The 21,564-nt window shown below is 40.2% G+C and carries 3 protein-coding genes and 2 pseudogenes; 1 reads left to right on the top strand and 4 read right to left on the bottom strand.

What is annotated here, in order from left to right:
* Nucleotides 1–89: 89 nt before the first annotated feature.
* Nucleotides 90–1,373: pseudogene (locus tag ACTQ9S_RS00715) on the top strand (IS3 family transposase).
* Between the two features lie 228 nt (nt 1,374–1,601).
* Here ACTQ9S_RS00715 and ACTQ9S_RS00710 read toward each other — a convergent pair.
* The 4 genes and pseudogenes from ACTQ9S_RS00710 to ACTQ9S_RS00695 form a co-directional block, all read right to left on the bottom strand.
* Complete coding sequence (locus tag ACTQ9S_RS00710; protein WP_440453269.1) at nt 1,602–10,853, bottom strand: ribosomal protein L7/L12; 9,252 nt, start codon at nt 10,851–10,853, stop codon at nt 1,602–1,604.
* A 130-nt stretch (nt 10,854–10,983) separates the two neighbouring features.
* The gene (locus ACTQ9S_RS00705) at nt 10,984–18,180 is read right to left on the bottom strand and encodes a SpvB/TcaC N-terminal domain-containing protein (protein ID WP_440453267.1); all 7,197 of its coding nucleotides are present in this window, start codon (nt 18,178–18,180) and stop codon (nt 10,984–10,986) included.
* 1,107 nt (nt 18,181–19,287) lie between these two features.
* Nucleotides 19,288–20,793 (bottom strand): NAD(P)/FAD-dependent oxidoreductase, encoded by a 1,506-nt coding sequence (locus ACTQ9S_RS00700; protein ID WP_440453668.1) that lies wholly within the window; start codon nt 20,791–20,793, stop codon nt 19,288–19,290.
* A gap of 310 nt (nt 20,794–21,103) precedes the next feature.
* Nucleotides 21,104–21,412, bottom strand: a pseudogene (locus ACTQ9S_RS00695) (IS3 family transposase); the annotation flags it as partial.
* Nucleotides 21,413–21,564: the final 152 nt, after the last annotated feature.

The raw sequence follows: 21,564 nt of genomic DNA, 5'->3' as shown, positions 1-21,564 counted from the left end.
GTAATAATGGGGTTTTTTAAGCTTTGAGCTATGCTGAAGAAACCGTATAAGTAAACTTGGTAAACTAACGACTCGATAAGGAGTTTACTATGACTAAGAAAAAGCAAAGCTATAGCACAGAATTCAAAGCAGAAGCTATTAAAAAAATTGCAGACAACAATGGTAACTTGAGTGCAACTGCTCGGCAGCTAGGAATAGCGATGCAAACGTTATCTAATTGGCAAAACAAAGTGAATGAAGGCAAGCTCAAAGGTACTGAGCAATATGACCCACAATTAGCAACTGCGCTTGAAGAGATAAAACAGCTTAAGCGACAACTTAAAGTGGCCGAAGATGAACGAGAGATATTAAATGAAAAGGGGTAAAGCGAAGCACTGCTTCGCCCCTACGCAAGATGAGAGCTATGCTCGAATGAGGCCACCACATACTTTGCCAGACACAGTTCATGAAGTACGCTTTTATAAAAACTAATAGACAGGTCTTTACTATCGCAAGCATGTGCAAGGTCTTAGCTGTTAAGCACTCAAGCTACTATGACTGGATCAGTCGTGACATCAGCGAACAACAGATACATTGCAACCATTGCGAGCTACTGGTTAGAGCCGCTTACAGTGAAAGTAAAGAACGTTATGGTGTTGATCGACTGCAGGCAAAGCTGACAGAGCAAGGCCATGATATCAGTCCATATATGGTTAGAAGTATCGAAGAAGAAATAACATCAAATGTCATCGTCACAAACGCTTTAAAGTCACCATCAACTCCAATCATAATAAGCTGATTTATCCAAACCTGCTTGATCAGAAGTTTGACGACAGTCTACCTAATGAGTCGTGGGTTAGTGACATCACATATATTTGGACTTGCGAGGGCTGGCTGTATTTAGCAGGCGTTAAAGACCTCTACACCAAAGAGCTGGTCGCCTACGCTATCAATAAACACATGACAGCAGATTTAGTATGCCATGCACTCAATATGGCCATCAAGAGCAGGCGGCCCAGCCAAGGGTTGATTTTACATTCTGACAGAGGCAGTCAGTATTGTAGCAATGAGTATCACAAGATCATTAAGCAGCATAAGTTCAAAGGCTCAATGTCTAGGCGTGGCAACTGCTTTGATAACAACCCCATAGAGAGCTTCTAGGGCGTCTTAAAGAATGAGCTGATGTATCACCAAGACTATAAAAAAAGGTTTACAGCGATCAACGAGATTACACAATATATCGAGCTTGAGTACAATGAGGAGCGATTAGCAAAGCACTGCTTTGCAGCGACGCAAGACAAGAGCTATGCTCGCAGTGAGACTAGGATTCAGAAGGATTTAGGCTATAAGACGCCAGACAGATATGGTTTGATTATTATCGTCAGGCTGCGTAACTAAAACCTCCCAAGTTAATGTGTACGGGATTGACAACATAGGACAGTGTTCGGTATTCACGTTAATACATCAGAGCCAGTAAGAGAAACTCTTATACGTTGAGTACATTGAATACATTTGAACCACCAGACTTAATTATGTTCTTTTCAAGCTTCATCATAAATTTTAATAGCTCATAGAAGGTAACTTTATAAATACCTGTATAGCATTAAAATTTCCGAAGCCACTTACACGGGGTAGTCAGGTAGCTCACCCTCACAAGTTAAAACCAGCAAAATATCACTAATTTTTTCATCTTCAAATAGTTGTTTAATAACGGGGATATTAGGCAGCTCCAACTGCCACTTCCCTTTTGGTACGCTCCCGCCTATTGAAGCCCAGTTTGTTCCGTTCGTATTTGAGCGGATTACCCCATCAATCGGTAATGCTTCGCCTCCTGATGTATTGCTATCTTGATGTTGTGCAAAGAACAGCTTAGCTGCGAAGACACTAGGCAAGTCACCGTCAGCGATAAAATACATTAATACATTGCTAATGATTAGCTCATTAATGTTGGAGGGAAAGTCAGCCAATGTCGTCTCAAAACTCACGCTCATAGGAGTGTCAGTTTGCTCTGGGTTATGTAGGTCATACCATGCATCAGAGAATTCTTGGCGGAAGCTGAAAGCTCTATCGAAGCTAGTATACGTGTCCAGCTCTTTCTGTACTTGTTGCTGATAAGTTCTATCATGCAAAGCCGTATATTCAATAGTTAATAACACATCAGCAATGGTATTGAAATCCATTGGATTGGAAGCTTTTGGTAAACGAACTTCCCATCTAGTATCCACCCCATTGCCTTCAAAGGGCAACAACATTTCAGGATTAGGACTCAATTCAAATACACCTGATGCGCCAATAGGATTGGAGAAGGCAATCGACTCTGGATCTCGGCGAATAACAACAGTTTGGAATACATCACCGGCTATCACTACGCGAGATATACCACTAGAAGTCAAGGTAGCACTGATACCTTGCACAGGAGGAACAAGCGCAACTACTGATACTCTAACTTGTTTAATCAGACGTAGATATTGCCCTGGAAAACGTCGGTCAAACACTTTACCTGACGTATCAAAATTTAAGATACCCGTTTGTTTAAACTGCTGGAAGGCAAAAGGGTCAAGTTGTGATAATGAAAAGCTAACACTGAGTTGTTGTTTGCGCTGATCTGTAGTAAAAGCATATTGATCAAGCTTGGTAATATCTCTTAATAATCTGGCCGAACCTGTCAGCCCTCGTCTATCAACCGTAATAGAATCACTACTTGCCGAATTATTACCATCGAAATTAGGCAATTCATAATAGTCATCTTTAATGACACCGAATAAAGGCTCTTGTCTCTCAAACGCCAGCTGTATTTCAGCCAGTTTTGACATAGCAGCCGCCTGTTGCAGATAATAACGGAAGATACTTTCTAGCACACCGCTCATCCAGTCATAGAGCTCTACGTTAGTAAACTTCTCTTGTAAAAAAATAACATTATCGCTGGCTTGTTCTGACTGAATTTCGGCTATAGCTTGCTCTTGTTCAGTAATCTGAACACGGTCATTAGCTAGTTTAATTTGTTGATTACCTATCTCTAAATCTTGTTCTGACAGTTGATGCTGTAGTTGGTATTCGCGATTGCGTAGTGCAATACTGATTGATTGTGAAAGTGTGTTTATTTTAAATTGGCTTGTTGCTAGCACGCTTTGGCTAACCGTTTCAGCATATATTGGAATGATAGCCGCAGCAGCTGCTGCTGAGGCAGGGGCGCCTCCTGTTGCACCACCCGCAGCAGCGGTAACAGCAAGACCAGCTATATGTGATGCATAATTTGCAAAGGCAGAAAGGATTTGCGCATCCTGATGAAACTTATACTGATCGAGTAGTTGCTTTTCCAAATCAAGCATATCTTCGCTCGACCATTCAGCATAGGTCTCAGCTAAAATAGCAGTTCGCTCGAGCTGCAACTCAGCTAAGCCAAGACCATTCTCCGACTCACGCACACGTAATTTTTGTAATTTTACGCCTTCTTTTGATAACTCGACGTCCTGCCGCGCCTTAAATAAGGTGTATTTTTCTTGGTCTAACGATTGCAGAGTACTAAAGAATGAAGCTTCCGTTTGCTGTGCCAAGTGAGTCAATTGCTTCGCCCGATCGACCAATACTGGATAACGGTATTGTGTGGGTCTAATTCTCGTCACGCCTGCCAGATTTATCTGCCCTCCAGCTCCCACACTTGGCAATGCACTTTCTACGTCTATTGGCGCTGAGTATGGTTCAAGCTCCCGATGCATTCCCGCAATATTCATACAATTACGGATTTTAAATAAATTAAGCTTAGCTTTTAGTAAGAGAAATTTAACTGTTGGGTTATTGGGGATGCAAAACTCAAAGGATAAGCGCGGGGAATACCCTATTACTATTTCGCTAAAATCAGCTATCTCAACCGTTTCATCTCCAGCACTATTGTTATCCGTTATATTTGGGTTTGAACTGGCTAATCTTGACAATAAGCGACCAGTTTGAGAGAAGTTAGTAGATATATTTAAATCGGCAAACAGTGTTCGGCTAAAATTTTGCTTGGTTAGCAAAGATTTAGTTATAATCTCTGTGGCAGTTAAGGATGCTTTTCGCTCGCCCAACGCCATTTGTATGACCTCTAAAGTATTAGCCAATCGTTTTTCTTCAGAAAGATTGCTGTTTAGCTTATTACGCACTTCTACCAATGTGCTTTTTAATATCTCTGTTGAGGTAAGCTCACCCAGTTTTGATTTAAGATACTCATAATAAGGCTGCAAAGTTATGTCTTCGACCGTATATTTGAGCGATTCAATTAATGCTGAGCACTTATTTTCAGGTTGAACAGGCAGTTCTGACTCGATTAATTCTAATGCAGTATTATAGAGATTTCTAGCTCGCGCTACGCTTTCGCTGGTATCATAGGTAAACTCAGCGTCTGCATAATCAAGCAAGCAGCGGATAATTGATTGTACTGTGAAGTGCTTGTATGTTCCTGAACGTTGTGAAGCTATTGTATGTGGGTTAATGGGATCATGAAGCCAACTCTCACTCCTATCGAATTGTTTATCATCACTACCATCTTCCAAACCATCGTAAATAATATAAGGGTTATATGTAAACCCTTCACTATAAAAAAAGAGGTCAAACTCTAGTTTTCCGTATCCAAGTCCTAGATAGTTATATACCTGACGAAACCATAGAAGAGCTTGTTGATAGTTTCCAGATTTTGATAATTCTATCGCAATCATTAGCGGAATAAAATAATAAAGCTCCTCTATAAATATCAGTAAACTACTATTTTTCTTCATATTGTATTCTCGAAAATACTTTGAAGATGCTCTTAATAATAGATAGTCATAATCAGTCATTTGGAAAGAGGGTTGAAATGGTATTCGGGTGCTTAGTCGACCATAATTATCGAGAATATAGGGCGTCAAGCTTGTGTTTTCATAAGTTGATATAAAGCGTAATTCATCTATTTGATTGTCAAACTCCTCAACGCTTTTCATTTCACACAAAAATGAACTATCTGAATCTTTTATATCCGATCTGTAGTGAAATGACCCTGACCTAATAAGCTTTTTGTTTGGAAGAACGCCACTATGAATTGCAAAATTATTTATAAGAACCTCATATCTATCTGGTTGATAGACGCTAAACCATCCCGATACTTCATCATCAAGAACAATACGTGTTTCATAACGAATATAATTTGAACCTATCAAGCTCAAAACATCTACGGGAACTGCTACTTCTCCAAGGAAGAATCTCTTTATAGTTCCGCTTCGGAATACACCATAAATCTCATCAGTATCAGGATAACGAAATGCACCTACTGAAAAATCGTTCACACTCGTTGTGTGTTTAGAAACAAGTAGAGACAAATTATCCGGCCAGCTTTCATCCTTCATAATATATTCTATTAAAGTTCCTTGGTGACCTCTAAAAAATACATAATATGCTTCTTCTATTTCAATAACGCTTTCTATATTGGGGTAGAGCGTATTATGACCATAAATATCATATGAATTTCTCCAGTGTTCTATATTATTTATCCAGTTGGTACCATCCTCATTGAGACTGTTTAAGGATAAAATTGATATTTTATTTGGGTTATCTAGATATATTAGATGGACTGCTATAATGGGGACACTTTGATCATTCGTACGCTCTACCAAAGCCGCCGAAATTATTTTGGTATCATCGGGAGTTTCCAATTCTTTAGGTTCTTCCCATTGTCCATTACTTAAGTCCTGCCTCATTAAATACAATCTGCTTACATCAGCATCTTTAATGATTATAAAAAGTATAATATTGTTATTGTATTCAGTCGCACCAGCTATAGAGATAACATCTACTAAATAGGGTAATTGAACCCATGAAGTCTGTTGTTGACTTTCCCAATCGTAAGTAGACATGTAAGCTCCACTGAACTTTTTCCCTTTTCCAAAAAGATAAAATACGTTATTCCACTTAACTGAGTAATTCCCACACTCACTTAAGTCTTGAACATTTTTTTTAGCATAACAAGTGGCATCAACAGTAATATTTCGGACATCGTCTATATAATCAAAGTAATCAGAAAAAGCTTTGCAAGCATCCGTATCAGTAAAACTAGTTGTATTACGAATTGATTCACTAAGTTTTTTAAACCCAGAAGTCTTATCTCGTCGTAAAGAAGGATACAAAATCTGCTCAGGATAGAGAAACACGCCCATCGACGCTTTCCAAGTAGCATAAGAACCCATCCATCTCCATTCTTGTTCAAACTGCTTTGAGCTTAGTTTCAGCTCAACATCCGCAATATCAATTTTGCCTGACCTAATTGAGAATACTAAGGTCTGCAAGACCTCCAGTGCCATACTGACACGTGTGGTCATCTGGCAGCCACTTTGTTGCAGGTCTATAAGAAATCGCTTAGTAAGCTTTTCTGCTTTAATGTTAAATGCATCATTGGGGTTATGGATAATCTCAATTAAGGCATCTCTTAATTCAGGAAGCGTTTGCTCTTCTACCTCAGAAACCATTGATTTAAGACTAGATGCAAGCACTTGTTGTTGATCGATTCTTGCTTTTAGCGTTCTATACCACTCGCGTTGTCTACGTGCATCAATACGCCATTTTTGTGCCTCTTGTTGCATTGTGAATGTAGGACGCTGTGTAGGATATTTAAAAAACTCAGGGCTAAGTGACAGTTTATTACTCTCTTCTTCTCTCCATGTGGCAAACTGTTTTACTTTCCATATTTGTAGCAGAATGGCATACATATTTTCACGTGTACCAGCTAATACCTTCGATCCTTTTTCTATGCGCTTAGCGACATCCAACAAAAATAAATAGGCCTCTCTTACCAGCGATATTTGCTGTAGCCGGCTCGTAATGGCTATCCCCACTTCTTCCAGCTGGCCAAGTACTATCAGGTCTTGATGAGAGATACCTAAATATTTTTCTTCACTAAATAAATCTTCTATAGCATCTGGCTTAATCACATCATCGGTAACATTGCCGCCTTGCTCTATGCTGTCACGGATAGTATTTAGCTCTACATCAATTAGCTTTGTACGTGAGCGCCAAGTATCATAAGAAAAGTTCCCAATGACAGGCTCGAGTAACACATCACCAGAGATCACATCAGGGTCAATTAATGGCGGCGTACTTGCCTGCTTTAATGTTTGTTGCCATTGTTGTCTTTGTGACTGACTTGCCCGCCATTTTGGTAGACGCGCTTTAAGCGACTGCCAATATGGCAAACTGGCTTCTTCTAGCAGCCAACTTTCATATAAGAAATTGAATTTATATGCAGAAACTAGAGCGACAGATAGATTATTTTGCACCGTATCAGATAATGTTTGATGGTCATCGTTTAAAATCAAACTAGCAGCTATCAGTGTGATGAAGCTTTCTTGATGCAAATTTAATGCTAGTATTTGCGCTTTTGCCTCTGACTGCTCAGCCTGATCTAAACTGTTGAGCTTGGTATTGATATCTTCAATATCAGGTACTGTACCAAAGGCATCTATCATAATCACGTCTAACCCACCTGCCGTTTTTGATTTCAAAATATCAGCATATTCTTTTTGCTTGTTATCCAACTGTATTCGGTGCTCATTCCATAATGTGCGTGCCGTGAGCGCAAACTTACCGTCTGGCAGCTGTTTTGGTTCAATGTTTTCAGGATCAAGCAGTGGTTTTTCACTTTCCAAAAATAGTGACCATTCTCCTTCTTGCGGTTCAGTCAAAGACGGCCAAAATGTCGTCATATTCAAGCTAACATTAACCTCTTCTAATATCCAGCTGCTATAAGCGGCTCTTTTTACACTATTGACAATTATATTGGTAGCATTGGTTACATAGGTTTGCCATTCCTCCTCATTGTATTCTTTACCTGCTTTTACATCGGTTGCGAATCTTGCCAGCTCATTTAACGCCTCAACGCTTAACTGTCTTTCGCTGAGCCATTGAGTAAATGTTGCATCCTCGATAATCTTTGCATCGTTTGCCAATAGCGCTTGTTGAGCAATCAGATTATCGAGCGTCGTGGGCACAGTAATTTCTGCAATAGCAGCCGCTAGACCATAGGGGTTATTGGAATCGGAAATAACCTTGCTATGAATACGGGCAATCTGTTCATCAACCCATTCACGCCTCGTTTTCCAGAGCTCAAAAGCAGTATTAAGCTCGTCAGGATGACGAAAATCATCAGGCCCGATCACATCAGGATCAATAATCGGTGTGTTTTGTGACAACGGACTTTCAGGAAAATCTATTTCTTTCCATTGTTTTTTTAGACGCTCTAATCGCCAGTCATAAAGCTCAGGGCGTTTTTGCTCTGCTTTTAAAAACCTTAATGGATCAAGTAAGCGTACCCGTGGAATATCTATATCAATGTACGTTTCCATATAAGCTGGCAAACCAAAAATCCGCTCTAAATTATGCTCTGATAACGCATTAGCTAAAATTTGGTGAGCACCCGATTGCAGCTGTAATTCTTTTACATACTTAGGGTCAATACCTAGACGATTGGCAATGGCTTCGATATCGGCATCTGATGATGCTCTATCAAGGTCAAACTGGGAAGTACCTATATTTCTAAGCAATGACTGGTAGGCTGCCTGACGATATTTAGCGACGCGCTCGTCAGTAATCACAAAATTTAATTGAGAGGTATCTATAGCAGCAAGGAGTACTTCACAGGCAATTCTAACTTGTCTTAATTGAGTTTTTGTTGCTGCACAATTAATTGGCAGTTTGGATAAAGGTTGATGAAAGTTATCCACCAAAAAGTCAAGCGTAATGGCAGTACCGCTTGCTTGAGTGACGTTCGAAGTTACATAGCCTATCAAATCTGTTAGATATGCACCTGGACTTAGTGCCGATACACAGTCTTCACATTGGCAGCTTAATGCTGAGTCTTGTTGAAGCTCTTCTGAGTTATTCGTACCACCTGTTTTAATATCAAGATAGGCATTTGCCAATTGAAAATCTAGATAGCGCGCTTGTGCATGCTGTATCGCTGGTGAAACAATACTATCATTACCTATGACTGATACAAATTGTTCTACAGGCATATCAGCAATCGCAGAAAAACTAGCGAAACCTTTGTCTATTAACAATTGATTTTGCTTAATCTGTTCTGCAGGCTCTAAGTCAGTAGAGAGTAAAGACAAATCAACCTGTGCTTGTAATTGTTTGACCTCGTCACTTGCACGCAGTGTTTCTGGCAATCCTTTTACAGTTTCAAGATTCCCAAGCTTACGCAGCTCAGCGATATTGGTCAGATTATTCTTTTTCAAAAAAGTAGTTAAGTCATTGGAAAACGTTATGGGTAATGCCGTTAGCTGTAACGCTTCGCCGGGCTCTATTGGAACAGGTACGGTTATTTTTATTGTGATAGCTTCTTTTTGATCTACTGGCAAGCTTACTTCTTGTTTATCAAGCTTATCACCATTAGAGGTTTCAATATTTAAAACCAATGAGAGATTTGAAAGTGTTGTCTCTGGAGGCAATGCATAAGTGAGGATGAATTCACCCTGCCCATTGGTGATGCTTCCTTGCAAATTCAGCGAGCTGTCTTCATCAGAAGATTTAGCATTTATTAAAAAACCTACCAGTGGTTCAGCGCTTGCCGCATCTATTAACACTCCTTTTACTTCGTGTGGTATCCAATGGTCTTTTTCTTGTTGTGTTTTTTCGTCACGTAAACCTTGCAGTTGACTTAATATTGAATCAATTTGCTCTGCTAACCATGCTGGAATAATAATTTTTGCTATTGCCTGCTTCAATGCCTCTGCTAGGTATTTATCAGATTGTTCCAGTAACGTATCTAAATTTAAAATTGGCTGTTCAGTATCTTCATCACGCACAAGCCCAAACTCCATACGCGCCCAGCCATAAAAGGCTGCTGCAGGTATATTCGTTTCGTGAGATAGCTTTGCACTCTGGACTATAAAGTGAATGCTATTAGAACCAGCAGGAAATTCATCTAAAAATTCATTTATTTCAGTTTCATTAATCAGGAAGTTAATATCTTGCAAAGATAGATCTGCGAGTACTGCACTATCTAAGGCAGGGCTTAAGAATACTTCGAGACGCTCATATTCTGAGGCTTTAACAGCTGCTGACTCTTCTAGCTGTAGGTTGATTTCACTCTTTTTAGGACTGTTAAAAAATATATCTGGCCCATCTTTATTTTTTGTTTTTAACGCCAATTCTATACCGACTTCGTTAAACACTCGCAATAACAGATCGGCACTGTTTTTTTCACTGCGAGAAAACTGCTCTTGTTTATATGAGATAGCGTAGTCGCCCGTTGATGATATTGAGGCTTCCCCTAGGTATTGCTCGCTGCGTAAGTCCTTATCGTAGGCTCGAACCAGCACGCCGCTGGCAGGCTCTCCATTAGCAAGACTGACTTTACCTGTTACCAAGTAATTATCATCTTTGGCGGGTTTAGGTTTCTTAGGGTCTTCACCATTGTCAGAGCCTGACATAGCTTCAATAACCACGGTAGCGCCAGCACTAGATAATCTCTGATGAACTTTTATAGCAGATGGTTTATCTAAGTTGTCTTTGACGACGCCATTGTTCTCAACCAGTGCTTTGACCTCTTTTAAGCCCAGTCCAGTAATATCTCTGACCTGTTTTATGACTTGTATTTTTTGCTCACCAAAGGAGAGCAAACGAACTCTGAATAAATCTAGGGTTGTATTGCTAAGCTCTATAGAAACAGTTGCTCCTGCTTCACGTAACTTAGTGGCAAATACATCGGCCGCCTGTTCATTTAAACCACCTAATACAAAGCCACCAATATCTAGTAATGTATTGATTTTATTAGCAGCGTCTGGTCCTAGCATTACCTTTAGAACGTCGGTGACAGATTTTTGTGCCGATAATGGCACGCGATTGATAGATACATCAAATAAATTAGCCATAATCCCAATCCTTTGGTTATGTTTAACTGCCTATATTAGCTTCCCTAATGTTCACTTCATTTATAGCTGGATAAATTCTTTAAACTTAGTTCTCTTATACATTTTTTTAAACTTTTGTTTCTTTATACGCTTATGTAATATCTGGATCTCTCCCGTTATTTATCATATTTTCTAGAATTCTTGGATTAAAAATTAACGGCATTGACGGCATTGACGGCACAGGAAAAGTTAACTTAGGAGCATTTTTTATTAAATCAAGGGCTTTTGCTGCAGCAGCAGTGAAAGCAGTTACTATTCCAATTTTTTTAACAGCCTCAGGGACTTCTTGTGGTTGTTTTACAGGAGCTTTCTGTGTATTAACTTTTATTTTACTCCATTTGTATAAAATAACCCCAGGTTCGGGAGACCAAAAAGACAGCATTCTTTTTGGCAGTGTTATCTGATATATATGATTGCTAGGCAAGCTTTCACCCAACTTTGCTGGAAACCCAATCTTGTCCAAAGCAGTAACATATTCATTTGCTTGATTTCTTGCACCCTCGATATCATTCGCTGGCTTAATTTCAAAGACTTCTCCCTCCTCGCCTAAGGTATCACTACCGTTTTTTTTAGGTCCTATATAAATATCTGGACGCAAACGAAAATCCTGATTAAAAGATGTGTGTGGGTCATCAGCATCATAAGAAGGTTCTATAGAATGTGATGGTGTGATATTTTCGTATATATGTTTAAGTCCTTTATCTGCAGTAGCCCCGTGCGAGTACTCCATTATTGATCCAATTATGTAATGTGCAATAACACCATCCTGAAAACGTAATGGAGTGCCATTAGCTACTGTATCTATTGCTTTTTCTAAAATATCTCCTGCTGTTACTTCTAACAAATCAATATATACCTTTTCTTTATCATCCATCCCATTAAGATCAACACGATTATTTGGGTTAGAACTTGCATACGAAAACAAATTAATCCCACCCGCAAGCCCAATAGGATCACAAGAAATCCACCTAACTGTTGAAACTGAATAATACCTTGCCCTATGATAATTTAAACCACTCTCCTCATCCCGCTCTTTACCAGTAAACCGATAGCGCTTGCGAGCAAAACTACCAAAGCTGGTTTCACCGTAGGGATAATGCTCTTCCCGATTTATCATTTCCCCAGCATCATCCAGTACCAGATTACTGCTTCCCAAATGATCGCTTAGATGAAATTGTACGGCTGGCCCAGCATCGTTTTGATGAGCGTCTCCTCTTCTCACTAATGCAATCCGCTGTTGATTATCCATGATATGCAAGACATTATTCTCTTTTGGGCTAGCGCCTGAATTATCCCAGCGAAAATGCTCAAACAGCTCACCGATATAAACTCGGCTTTCCCAGCCACCACCTTGTTTGCGTACCAGTTTCATCACACGCAGCCCTGAAGCATCATATAGATACTGGGCATGGATGCTGGGCTCACTATAGCCTGTTTGGGTTCTAAACACTGTCAGCTGATCACTATGATTCCATTCAAAATGACGAGCTAATCCTTCGCTTATCATATTGCCATTGACATCATAAACATAAGAAAATTCCATTCCGCTAAAATTGACTTGCTCAAGTCGGTTATTATTCGCTTCAACAGTAAAGTCTCTGTTGCTAACTACATTACCTCTATTAGTGACATGGGTATGCTTCAATAATTGCATATTGCCCATTTTGTCATACTGGTAGGTTTGGATATAAGCACGCGTTTTTGTAACGTCATTATGGTGGGGTAATTCAGGGCCGTCTGGGGTAGATAATGACCTATCACTTTCTCTACCCGTTGCAGAGGTTAGTCTTGATAACGGATCATATTGAAAGATTCTATCGAGCTTGTCGATGTTTAGGGCTGGATTATGCACGCCACATTCAGGTGAGCGATCTGCTATTTTTAGAATATTGCCATTGAGGTCATATTGGTAAGCAAAGTCTTGTAGCACTTTACCTGTTGGTTTATAGGCCGAGGAATTTGATGCATGAATATTTACATCGAAGTGCTCCGTGCGCAAACGATTTAAGCGAAAAGTATTATCATCATAGCTATAACGGGTTAGAGCGCCATTACCATAGGCAATCAAAATTCTCTGCCCTTTGGCATTATAGACAATGCGTTCTACATAAGTCTCATTATCCAGCGCCACACTTTCTAGGGCGCCTGAGCGATTGTAATATGGGATTAGTTTGGCGCGTTTGCCTGTCACATCTTCTGGATAGACAATCTCTGTTGCACGGTTGAGCGCATCAAAACGTGAGCTACTGGTGTATTGAAAGGGGTTTAATAGACTGGTTGCGTAGTCTTGTTCACTAGTGCCAGCTGGTGCTTGCCAATTTACCTGGAAGGGCTTTATGTCCCAGTTATTATTGGCAGCGCTATCATAAGGGCTTAGAAGATGCTGTTCAGCAATGACTTGTCGGGTGCTATCTAGCGGATTACCTTTAAAGTCAAAACCTGACGTACTCACGCTACCGGCTTCATCATAGTGTTTGGTTAATTGCCCTAAAGTGTTACTTATCTTAGCGACATCAAAATCAGCTACGTTATCATCCCCATAGTGATTACGCTGGCGCAGGGTAATATCTCCTTGCTCGGTATTACGCGCCCAGAAGTATTTCGGACGCAGCAGCGAATCGTAACTTTGTAAGACCAGTGAGCCTTTGCTATCTCTACGTTCAACTTCTTGCCCTACAGCGTCGGTTATTATTTGACGTATTCCAGCATCGATACTGTCGATACGCAGCGGCGACGATTCTGGTATAAGTGAATAGCTGTATTTGAATGCAATACGACCCAATGCATCGGTCACTTCCAGTAGATTGCCCAAAATATCGTAACGCGATTTTGTAACTATCCAATCAACTGGGTCATTACTACTTTTTAATCGTTCTACTACTTTGATGGTTCTGCCTAAGGCATCTAGTTCAATATGTGCTGGCGTATCCCAGTGGTTTTGATAGTTCTGACTTTCGTTAAAATGGGTTCGCCCTGCATTATCATTGGCATCATAAGTATAAGCTTGCCAAGGGCTGGGAATGAAGTCTTCCGGACTGTCTAATCGTTTAGGAATACCGTAAATCACTCGCTGTTCTGAGCCATCTGGATTAAGGGTGCGAATCACTTGACCTCTAGGGTCATAGAACATTTTGGCGGCTTTGCCGTGTTTGTCATTTTGAGCTTGATGCTCGTTTCTATCTAAATAATCCCAACCTACATGATAAAAAGGTTCGTATTGCTCTACTACACTGCCTTTATTATTAAAGGTTTGCCAGCCACTAACAATGACATTAGGTTGTGATTTGGCTCTATTTACTGTGCCCGTTACTATCTGCTTTGTTATTTGTTCATCGGATTGATTGGCAGGTAATCCGCTATGACCGAAATTATTATCGCCAAAACGAGTTTCGGCCGCTTGTACACGTGTTTGTATCTGTCTACCAAAACCATCACTATACTCACGTATTTGTATAAAGCGTTCGGGGTATTTATCTTCTTCGTTATCGAAAAAATCAGTGATTTCTGATTCTGTCATTTCTGCTAGATTTGCTGCCGCTCTTTTGTCGTTCTCTTCATCAATTAACTGCCATGCATGTCCAGTCCGCTGCAGGGTGTGCACATACACTGGTTGTGGGTTTTGCCCCTGTTTTTGACTATCAACAAAAGCATTAAAATCATATCGATACCGTATGCTAGGTTGTTCTACTCGGTCGCCGATATTTTCCCCTGCTTTAGCGTTAACTTGTATGCTTTGTAACATTCCCAACGGTGAATAGCTTGCTTGGCTTTGATTACCATTGGCATCAATCATTAAGGCAATTTGCAAAGTACGGTAATCATACTCTGCCTGAATAGTAAGCCCTCTAGGGTTAGTTGCCTTGATAGGAAAAAAGTCATATTGATCATATTCAATATGCGATTCACTCCCGAAAGGATTGACACTAGTGGTCACCATGCCACGGGCGTTTATTTCCTGACGCTGCCCAGCTGCGTAGTAACCATGGGTATAGGGTGGCGTTAATCCATCGGCAAAGCCATATGCAAGCGGTGTAATAGCTAGGTCTGGACGTGTCGCATCATGAGAGCTATCCACAGGCAGGCTATCGACAAATTGTTGCGGATATTCACTAGACCAATTAGGCTGTCCATTTTTGGCAAAAACATCGGGTATTTGATTATCATAAATATGATTAAGAATCTCTTGCGTTAATACCAAGGATTCACTACGTGAAAGTACGCCATGTTCACCAATTTCCCCCAATGCCAAGCCGGTATATTTATTACCATCATAAAAATTAAGAGAATGACCGATTAGCTGTTTATTAATCTGTTCGTTCTCAACGGCCTGTTTAATTTGGAGAAGGGTCTGCGGCGTTGGCATTAATAACTCATAACGCTTAGATTCTGCGAGTCGGTCTACGATATAAACATGCTCGTCATCACGTTGTGCAAAAGAGCTTTGAGCAAAGGTAGCAAGGTAATTTTCTGTCTGACTAAACTTATCTATCCAGCCTTTTGGACAGGCGACTTGCCAGCTTCTTTGCGGTTGACCATAATCATCGTAATCGCTAGTGAAGCTAAATTGGGTCATCGGCTCATCACCGCGCTCCCACTGTGTGGTTCGACTGGCTACAGAGAAAGGAAAATATATGCGTTGTCTATTGGACTCAACTTGGGTAGGAACCGCTATTTCCTTAAGCTCAAAGGCAGATTCTGAAACGGTGTAAGGAATGGCTTCTCTTACGCTGCCATCCAGTGCATAAGTCTCTGAGCGCAGTAAAGTCCCTCTCAGGGTACGTATAGCATCACGTCTGTCTTGTGGTTGTAACGTTTTTAGAAAGCTTTCTTGATCGTATAGTCCGTCTAGTTGCCTAGGATCCCCTGCCCAATATTCGTGTCTAAAATCAGAGCTACTCCAGTGTCCCTCTTTTTTACGCACAGGGCCTTGATGAAACCAGTTACGCGTTTCTGTGGGCGCTGAAAAGTAGGTGTAATCAATATCAAGAAAGGATAGTTGGCTGTCGGTAGTATATTGGTGGTAATTATCAAAACTTTCCGTATCCCGTTGGTCAACGCGGCCAAAACCACGGAACTCTCTCTCTTTACCATCCCAATAGCCGTGGTGATAGCTGTATTCAGTGATCAGTTTGCTTTGGGAGATAAAATCAATTGATTCTACCCGGCTCACCACCTGAACAGGGAATGGTAAGGTGCTCTGCCAACGGGTATCGACCCGCTTTTCATCCTCAAGATAAAAACGAATAGAGGACTCATAGTACACACGAGTTAAAGCACCAAGCTGATTATCCATCTCATTGAGTAAATAAGGCTTTACGCCACCCGTAAAATCAAGATAATAATAATGGTGACCTGTTCCATTCTTATTATCTGTCCACAATAAGCCACTCACACCGCTCCCATATAAATCAACCAATCTAATTGCTGTAGGACTAGTGACAGGTGGCGTTCCATTAATAATTATTGGATCACTCCAACCTTTTCCTGCCTGATTAAGCCAAAGTGTTACTTTGTAATCGTCTACATAAATCAGATCTGCATTGCCACTACCGTCGATGTCGTCAAGATAGAGTCGTTGCAAGTCGTAACCATAGGGCAACCGAGGGCTGTTATGCATATGCACACGCCTCCCCCATTTTCCATAACCTTGGTATGGCCAGTATTCGATATTGCCATCATGAACCATCACAATATCGGTTAATCCATCACCAGACATATCAGCCCACTTAACGCGTGGGTCTGTGAAACTGACATTCGGGAAATATTTTAGCGCTTTGCGCGAAACTTGCTGAGTGATTGACCAGCCTTTATCAGAATCGTTATAGAACAGCTCAAAACGACTGCCGCTTCGCAGGGCATCGGTAACACCATTACCATTAAGGTCAATGAGTTTTACTTGCAAATCTTGTAAGCTAAAAGAAGGTGCTGAGCGATAGGGTTGGAACGAATGACGATCCCATAATGCACCGGCTTCACTGGAGAAATAGCCATTCATTTGGTGGTTACTGACCATCAAATCAGGTCTACCATCACCATTAGCATCTAATAATTGTACGCCAGCAGTAGAAAGATTAAAGCCTATAGGCGCTTCTTTCATTATGCGTGGCGTATCAAAGTTACCATCGCCAAGGTTGCGCCAATAACGGATTACACCTTTCGTTTCTAATAGGTCTGGTAAACCATTGCCAAATAAGTCGACCAGTTCTAGGTCAGGATCTGATAGAGATTGTGTGGGTAGATTTGTATCATCTAAGGGCGTGAACTTTCGTTGTTCAGGATCAAAAGTGCTATAACTAAATTGAGGTGCAGGTAATACTTCTGTTTTGTCGTTGTCATGTCCTACGACTTCAATTTGATGAAGATAAGAAAGACCGTTTTGCGGAGGTTTTATTTTTTGGGCTTGTTGTTTATCTAGACTTAATTGATCTATGTACTTGAGATGGTAACTTCGGATGAGTTGGCTTGTTGTGAGCTTATCTTGAGGTAGTGCATCGGGATTGCTGTAAATTTCTATCGAAGAGCAGCGTTTAGCGGTGCGAACCTCAAAGCCTGCCCGATGATCTGATGAGGGATAAATACTTTTTTGTTCTGGCAAATCTTCATAACTGAAACGAATGGTTATGAGAAATTTCGGATTTTTATTATTAGAGTCTTCCCCATAATTTAGGTAAAGAATCTCATGCAAGTAGCTTTGAGTATAATCTTCATCAGAGTCATCAAAATACTTATAGCGTATTTGATTACCAAATGTGTCTACAGTATTAGTTAATTTCCATACAAAAATATTATTGTTATTTTGTGGGTCTGCAATAGTCGCAACATCAGATTTTCTTGATTTTTCATTTCCATAATAACTGGTTAACCCTTCTTTGCTACGCACTTGCCAATAATCATTGTTTGCATCTAAATGTCTAAATATTTTGGCAAATAGCCCTTCAGTACGAGGTCTATATTGAGTAACGCCCTTATCTTTTTGAATGGGAACAAGGTCTTCAGCACCTGAGAGAATGAAAGTATCTTCACCCAAATAACGAGGAATACCTTTGCTCGTTTTTCTGCTAACACCCGGAATAGTGAGCTGCCACCCTAAGCCAAAGGGACTGATACCATTACCAGTGCTGTAAACAAGGATTAGTTGAGGTTGAAAGCCATTCCGGCCTGGAGGAATGTCGATGGGTACTGAGAAGTTACCCGTTCCGGTAAAAAGATCTGGTGAGAAGGTCTCCCCCAAGCCAGCTATAGCGCCTCCACCTTTTGGCAACGATATGTTTGAACTTATATCAGACATTATTAACTCCCCACTAAATCAGAGATTAATCTATCTTATATGTCCAATATACCCTATGTACTGTTACTTATGTAAGAATTTAGCACAACTACTTATTCCTTATGTCCTTTAGCTATCTTAGCTGTCCAGTTACTAAAGAGATGTAACGTAAAAGCACTGACGTTATCTAAGCGAATTTGTTGTGGATAGCAACGCCACTCGGCTAATTGATTAAGGTAACGAATCACTCTTAACAACAGTATATTCATACTAATATTAATACCTAACACCTCGTGGTTATAGTCATCAACCACCTTAAAGACTCAGAACCAGATGTTGTTATCTAATTTATCGCTCATTGTATTATTTTAGGAAATAGTTACATTTACAGAGTTTTTGCAAAGGTTTCAAAAGGTGAAATCCAATTCATGAATTTTTCTACTTGCAGTATTTTCATTGATCAAACCAATAAAGCCTTTATTTATTGACGACTTAAGGTCATATTTTGAATTCTGACAGGCCGCACTTTAAACTTGCATAGTAAGGACATAAAGCTTCTTGTATTAATAAGTTAGTAATTCGGTCAGAACTATTTAATATCTTTACTTTCATATCATTGGTTGGCACTAATACGGGTTACAGCTACATAAAAAGGATTACTAGGGCGTGTCCCTAATCACTAACCAAAATATGAACACACTATATTGATAATTTATCTAAGCCTACTTATATAAGTCTTACACCACAAATTGCTAATAATAAGATTTGTCAGGTGTCTTTGTGAAAATCGGGGTTTGAGCTGTACTACATGAGGAGCGATTAGCAAAGCACTGCTTTGCAGCGACGCAAGGCAAGAGCTGTGCTCGCAGTGAGACTAGAATTCAAAAGGGTTTAGGTTATCTATTGCCAAGAAAGATGTGGTTTAGCTTTCAGCATCAGGCTGCATAACTAAAATCTACCAAGTGAATGTCTACAGGTTTGACAGCATAGGTCAACAAGAGTAGTCCACCACCCTAAAAACACAAAAAAGCCTTTCAAGCTTTATACTTCATAGCTTGAAAGGCTTTTTCGATCGCATATTTTTATCTAGGTAAGAGGTTTAATATTGTGGTTTGCCTAAAGCCGCTCTTAATCTATCTTCAACATCGATTTCGCCACAGCTTCGGCCACTTTAATGCCATCAATCCCTGCTGATAATATTCCACCTGCGTAGCCAGCACCTTCGCCTGCAGGGAATAAGCCTTTGGTATTAATGCTTTGGAATTCTTTATTGCGTTTAATACTTATTGGTGACGATGTTCTGGTTTCTACGCCAGTTAGTAAACCGTCGTCAGATGAAAATCCTTGGATTTTTTTATTAAACGCTGGAATGGCCTCACGTATGGCATCTACGGCAAAATCGGGTAGTGCTTTGCTTAAGTCGGTTAAGGTAATGCCCGGTGTGTAAGACGGGTTAACATCACCTAATTCTGAATTTGGTTTACCTTTTAAGAAGTCGCCAATGGTTTGCGCTGGTGCATTGTAGTCTTTGCCGCCTAATTCAAACGCTAAGGTTTCTAGTTGTCTTTGTAAGTCGATACCAGCAAGAGGGTGGTTTGGGTAATCTCGCTCTGGGTCGATGCCTACAACAATAGCACTATTGGCGTTACGTTCGTTTCTTGAATATTGGCTCATGCCGTTAGTGACAACACGGCCTTCTTCTGATGTTGCTGCCACTACTGTGCCGCCTGGACACATACAAAAGCTATAAACAGAACGACCATTTTTACAGTGATGAACCAGTTTGTAATCCGCAGCACCTAGTATTTCGTTTCCAGCATTGTCACCAAAGCGTGCTTGGTCTATGGTTGACTGTTTATGTTCAATCCTAAAGCCAATTGAGAAAGGTTTTGCTTCAATATACACGCCTTTTTCATGGATCATTTCAAAAGTGTCTCGGGCGCTATGACCAACAGCAAGAACAACATGGTTAGTTTTTAAGGTTTCGCCACTATTAAGTGTCACACCAGTTACTTTTGAGTCAGTTATATGCAAGTCATCTACGCGAGTAGCAAAACGGACTTCACCACCGAGTTCTATGATCTCGGCACGCATTTTTTCTACCATGCTGACTAACTTATAAGTACCTATGTGCGGTTTACTAACAAATAAAATTTCCTCTGGTGCGCCGGCTTTAACAAATTCTGTCATTACTTTACGGCCATAATGATTTGGATCTTTCACTTGGCTATATAATTTACCGTCGGAAAAGGTACCTGCTCCACCTTCACCGAATTGTACGTTTGATTCTGTGTTTAATTTACGCTGACGCCAAAAGCCAAAGGTGTCTTTGGTGCGTTGTCTTACTTCATTACCGCGTTCAATGATAATAGGTTTAAAACCCATTTGGGCAAGGGTGAGTCCTGCCAATAAACCACAAGGACCAAAACCAATAACAACAGGACGCTCAGTTAAATCCTCTGGCGCTTGGCCAACATAGTTATAACTTGTGTCTGGTGTTGCTTTAACATGGTTGTCTGACTCAAATTGAACCAGTAAATCATTGGTTAAATCCAAGTCGGTAAGTGTGATGTCTAGCGTATAAATTAATTGGATATTTCTTTTATTACGAGCATCATAACCACGTTTAAACATCACAAACGAAGCCATTTGCTCAGCAGAAATTTTAAGTTTTGTCATTATAGCAGTAGTTAGATCTTCAGGTGCATGATTTAATGGCAATTTAATTTCAGTTAAACGTATCATTGGTTACTCATAAACTAGTGTAGAAAACAGTCTCGCATTTTACTGGTACTGATACAAATAAGCGAATAAATATTTTACTTACGCAGGGTAAATTTACAGATTTGTATTGTAGTTTGAAAATGACCCCTGCCGTCAAATCCGTACAGTCAAACTTGGGAGATTTTAGTTACGCAGCCTGACGGTAAAAGTTAGACCACACTTATCTTGGTGACTTATAACCCAAACCCTTTTGAATCCTAGTCCCACTGCGAGCATAGCTCTTGTCTTGCGTCGCTGCAAAGCAGTGCTTTGCTAATCGCCCCTCATTGTACTCAAGCTCGATATATTGTGTAATCTCGTTGATCGCTGTAAACCTTTTTTTATAGTCTTGGTGATACATAAGCTCATTCCTCAACATGCCCCAGAAATTCTCTATTGGCGCATTGTCAAAGCAGTTGTTTTTGCCGCTCATTGAGCCGTTAAAATGATGTTGCTTGATGACGTGATACGCGTAGCTACAATACTGGGCTATGCTGAAGAAACCATATTGTCCTAACGCTATGGCCGCTCTTGAAGAAATCAAGTATTTTTCTCATAATCATTTATTTTAGAAAAACAAGCATTCATATTTGAATCGTTAAATGTTAAAATAGTGATTTAACACTCTTATATGATTGATTA

The organism is Psychrobacter sp. ASPA161_9, assembly GCF_051970275.1.
Taxonomy (GTDB): domain Bacteria; phylum Pseudomonadota; class Gammaproteobacteria; order Pseudomonadales; family Moraxellaceae; genus Psychrobacter.
The sequence above is the reverse complement of the archived record's forward strand: the minus strand, read 5'-3'. Positions and strand labels throughout refer to the sequence as shown.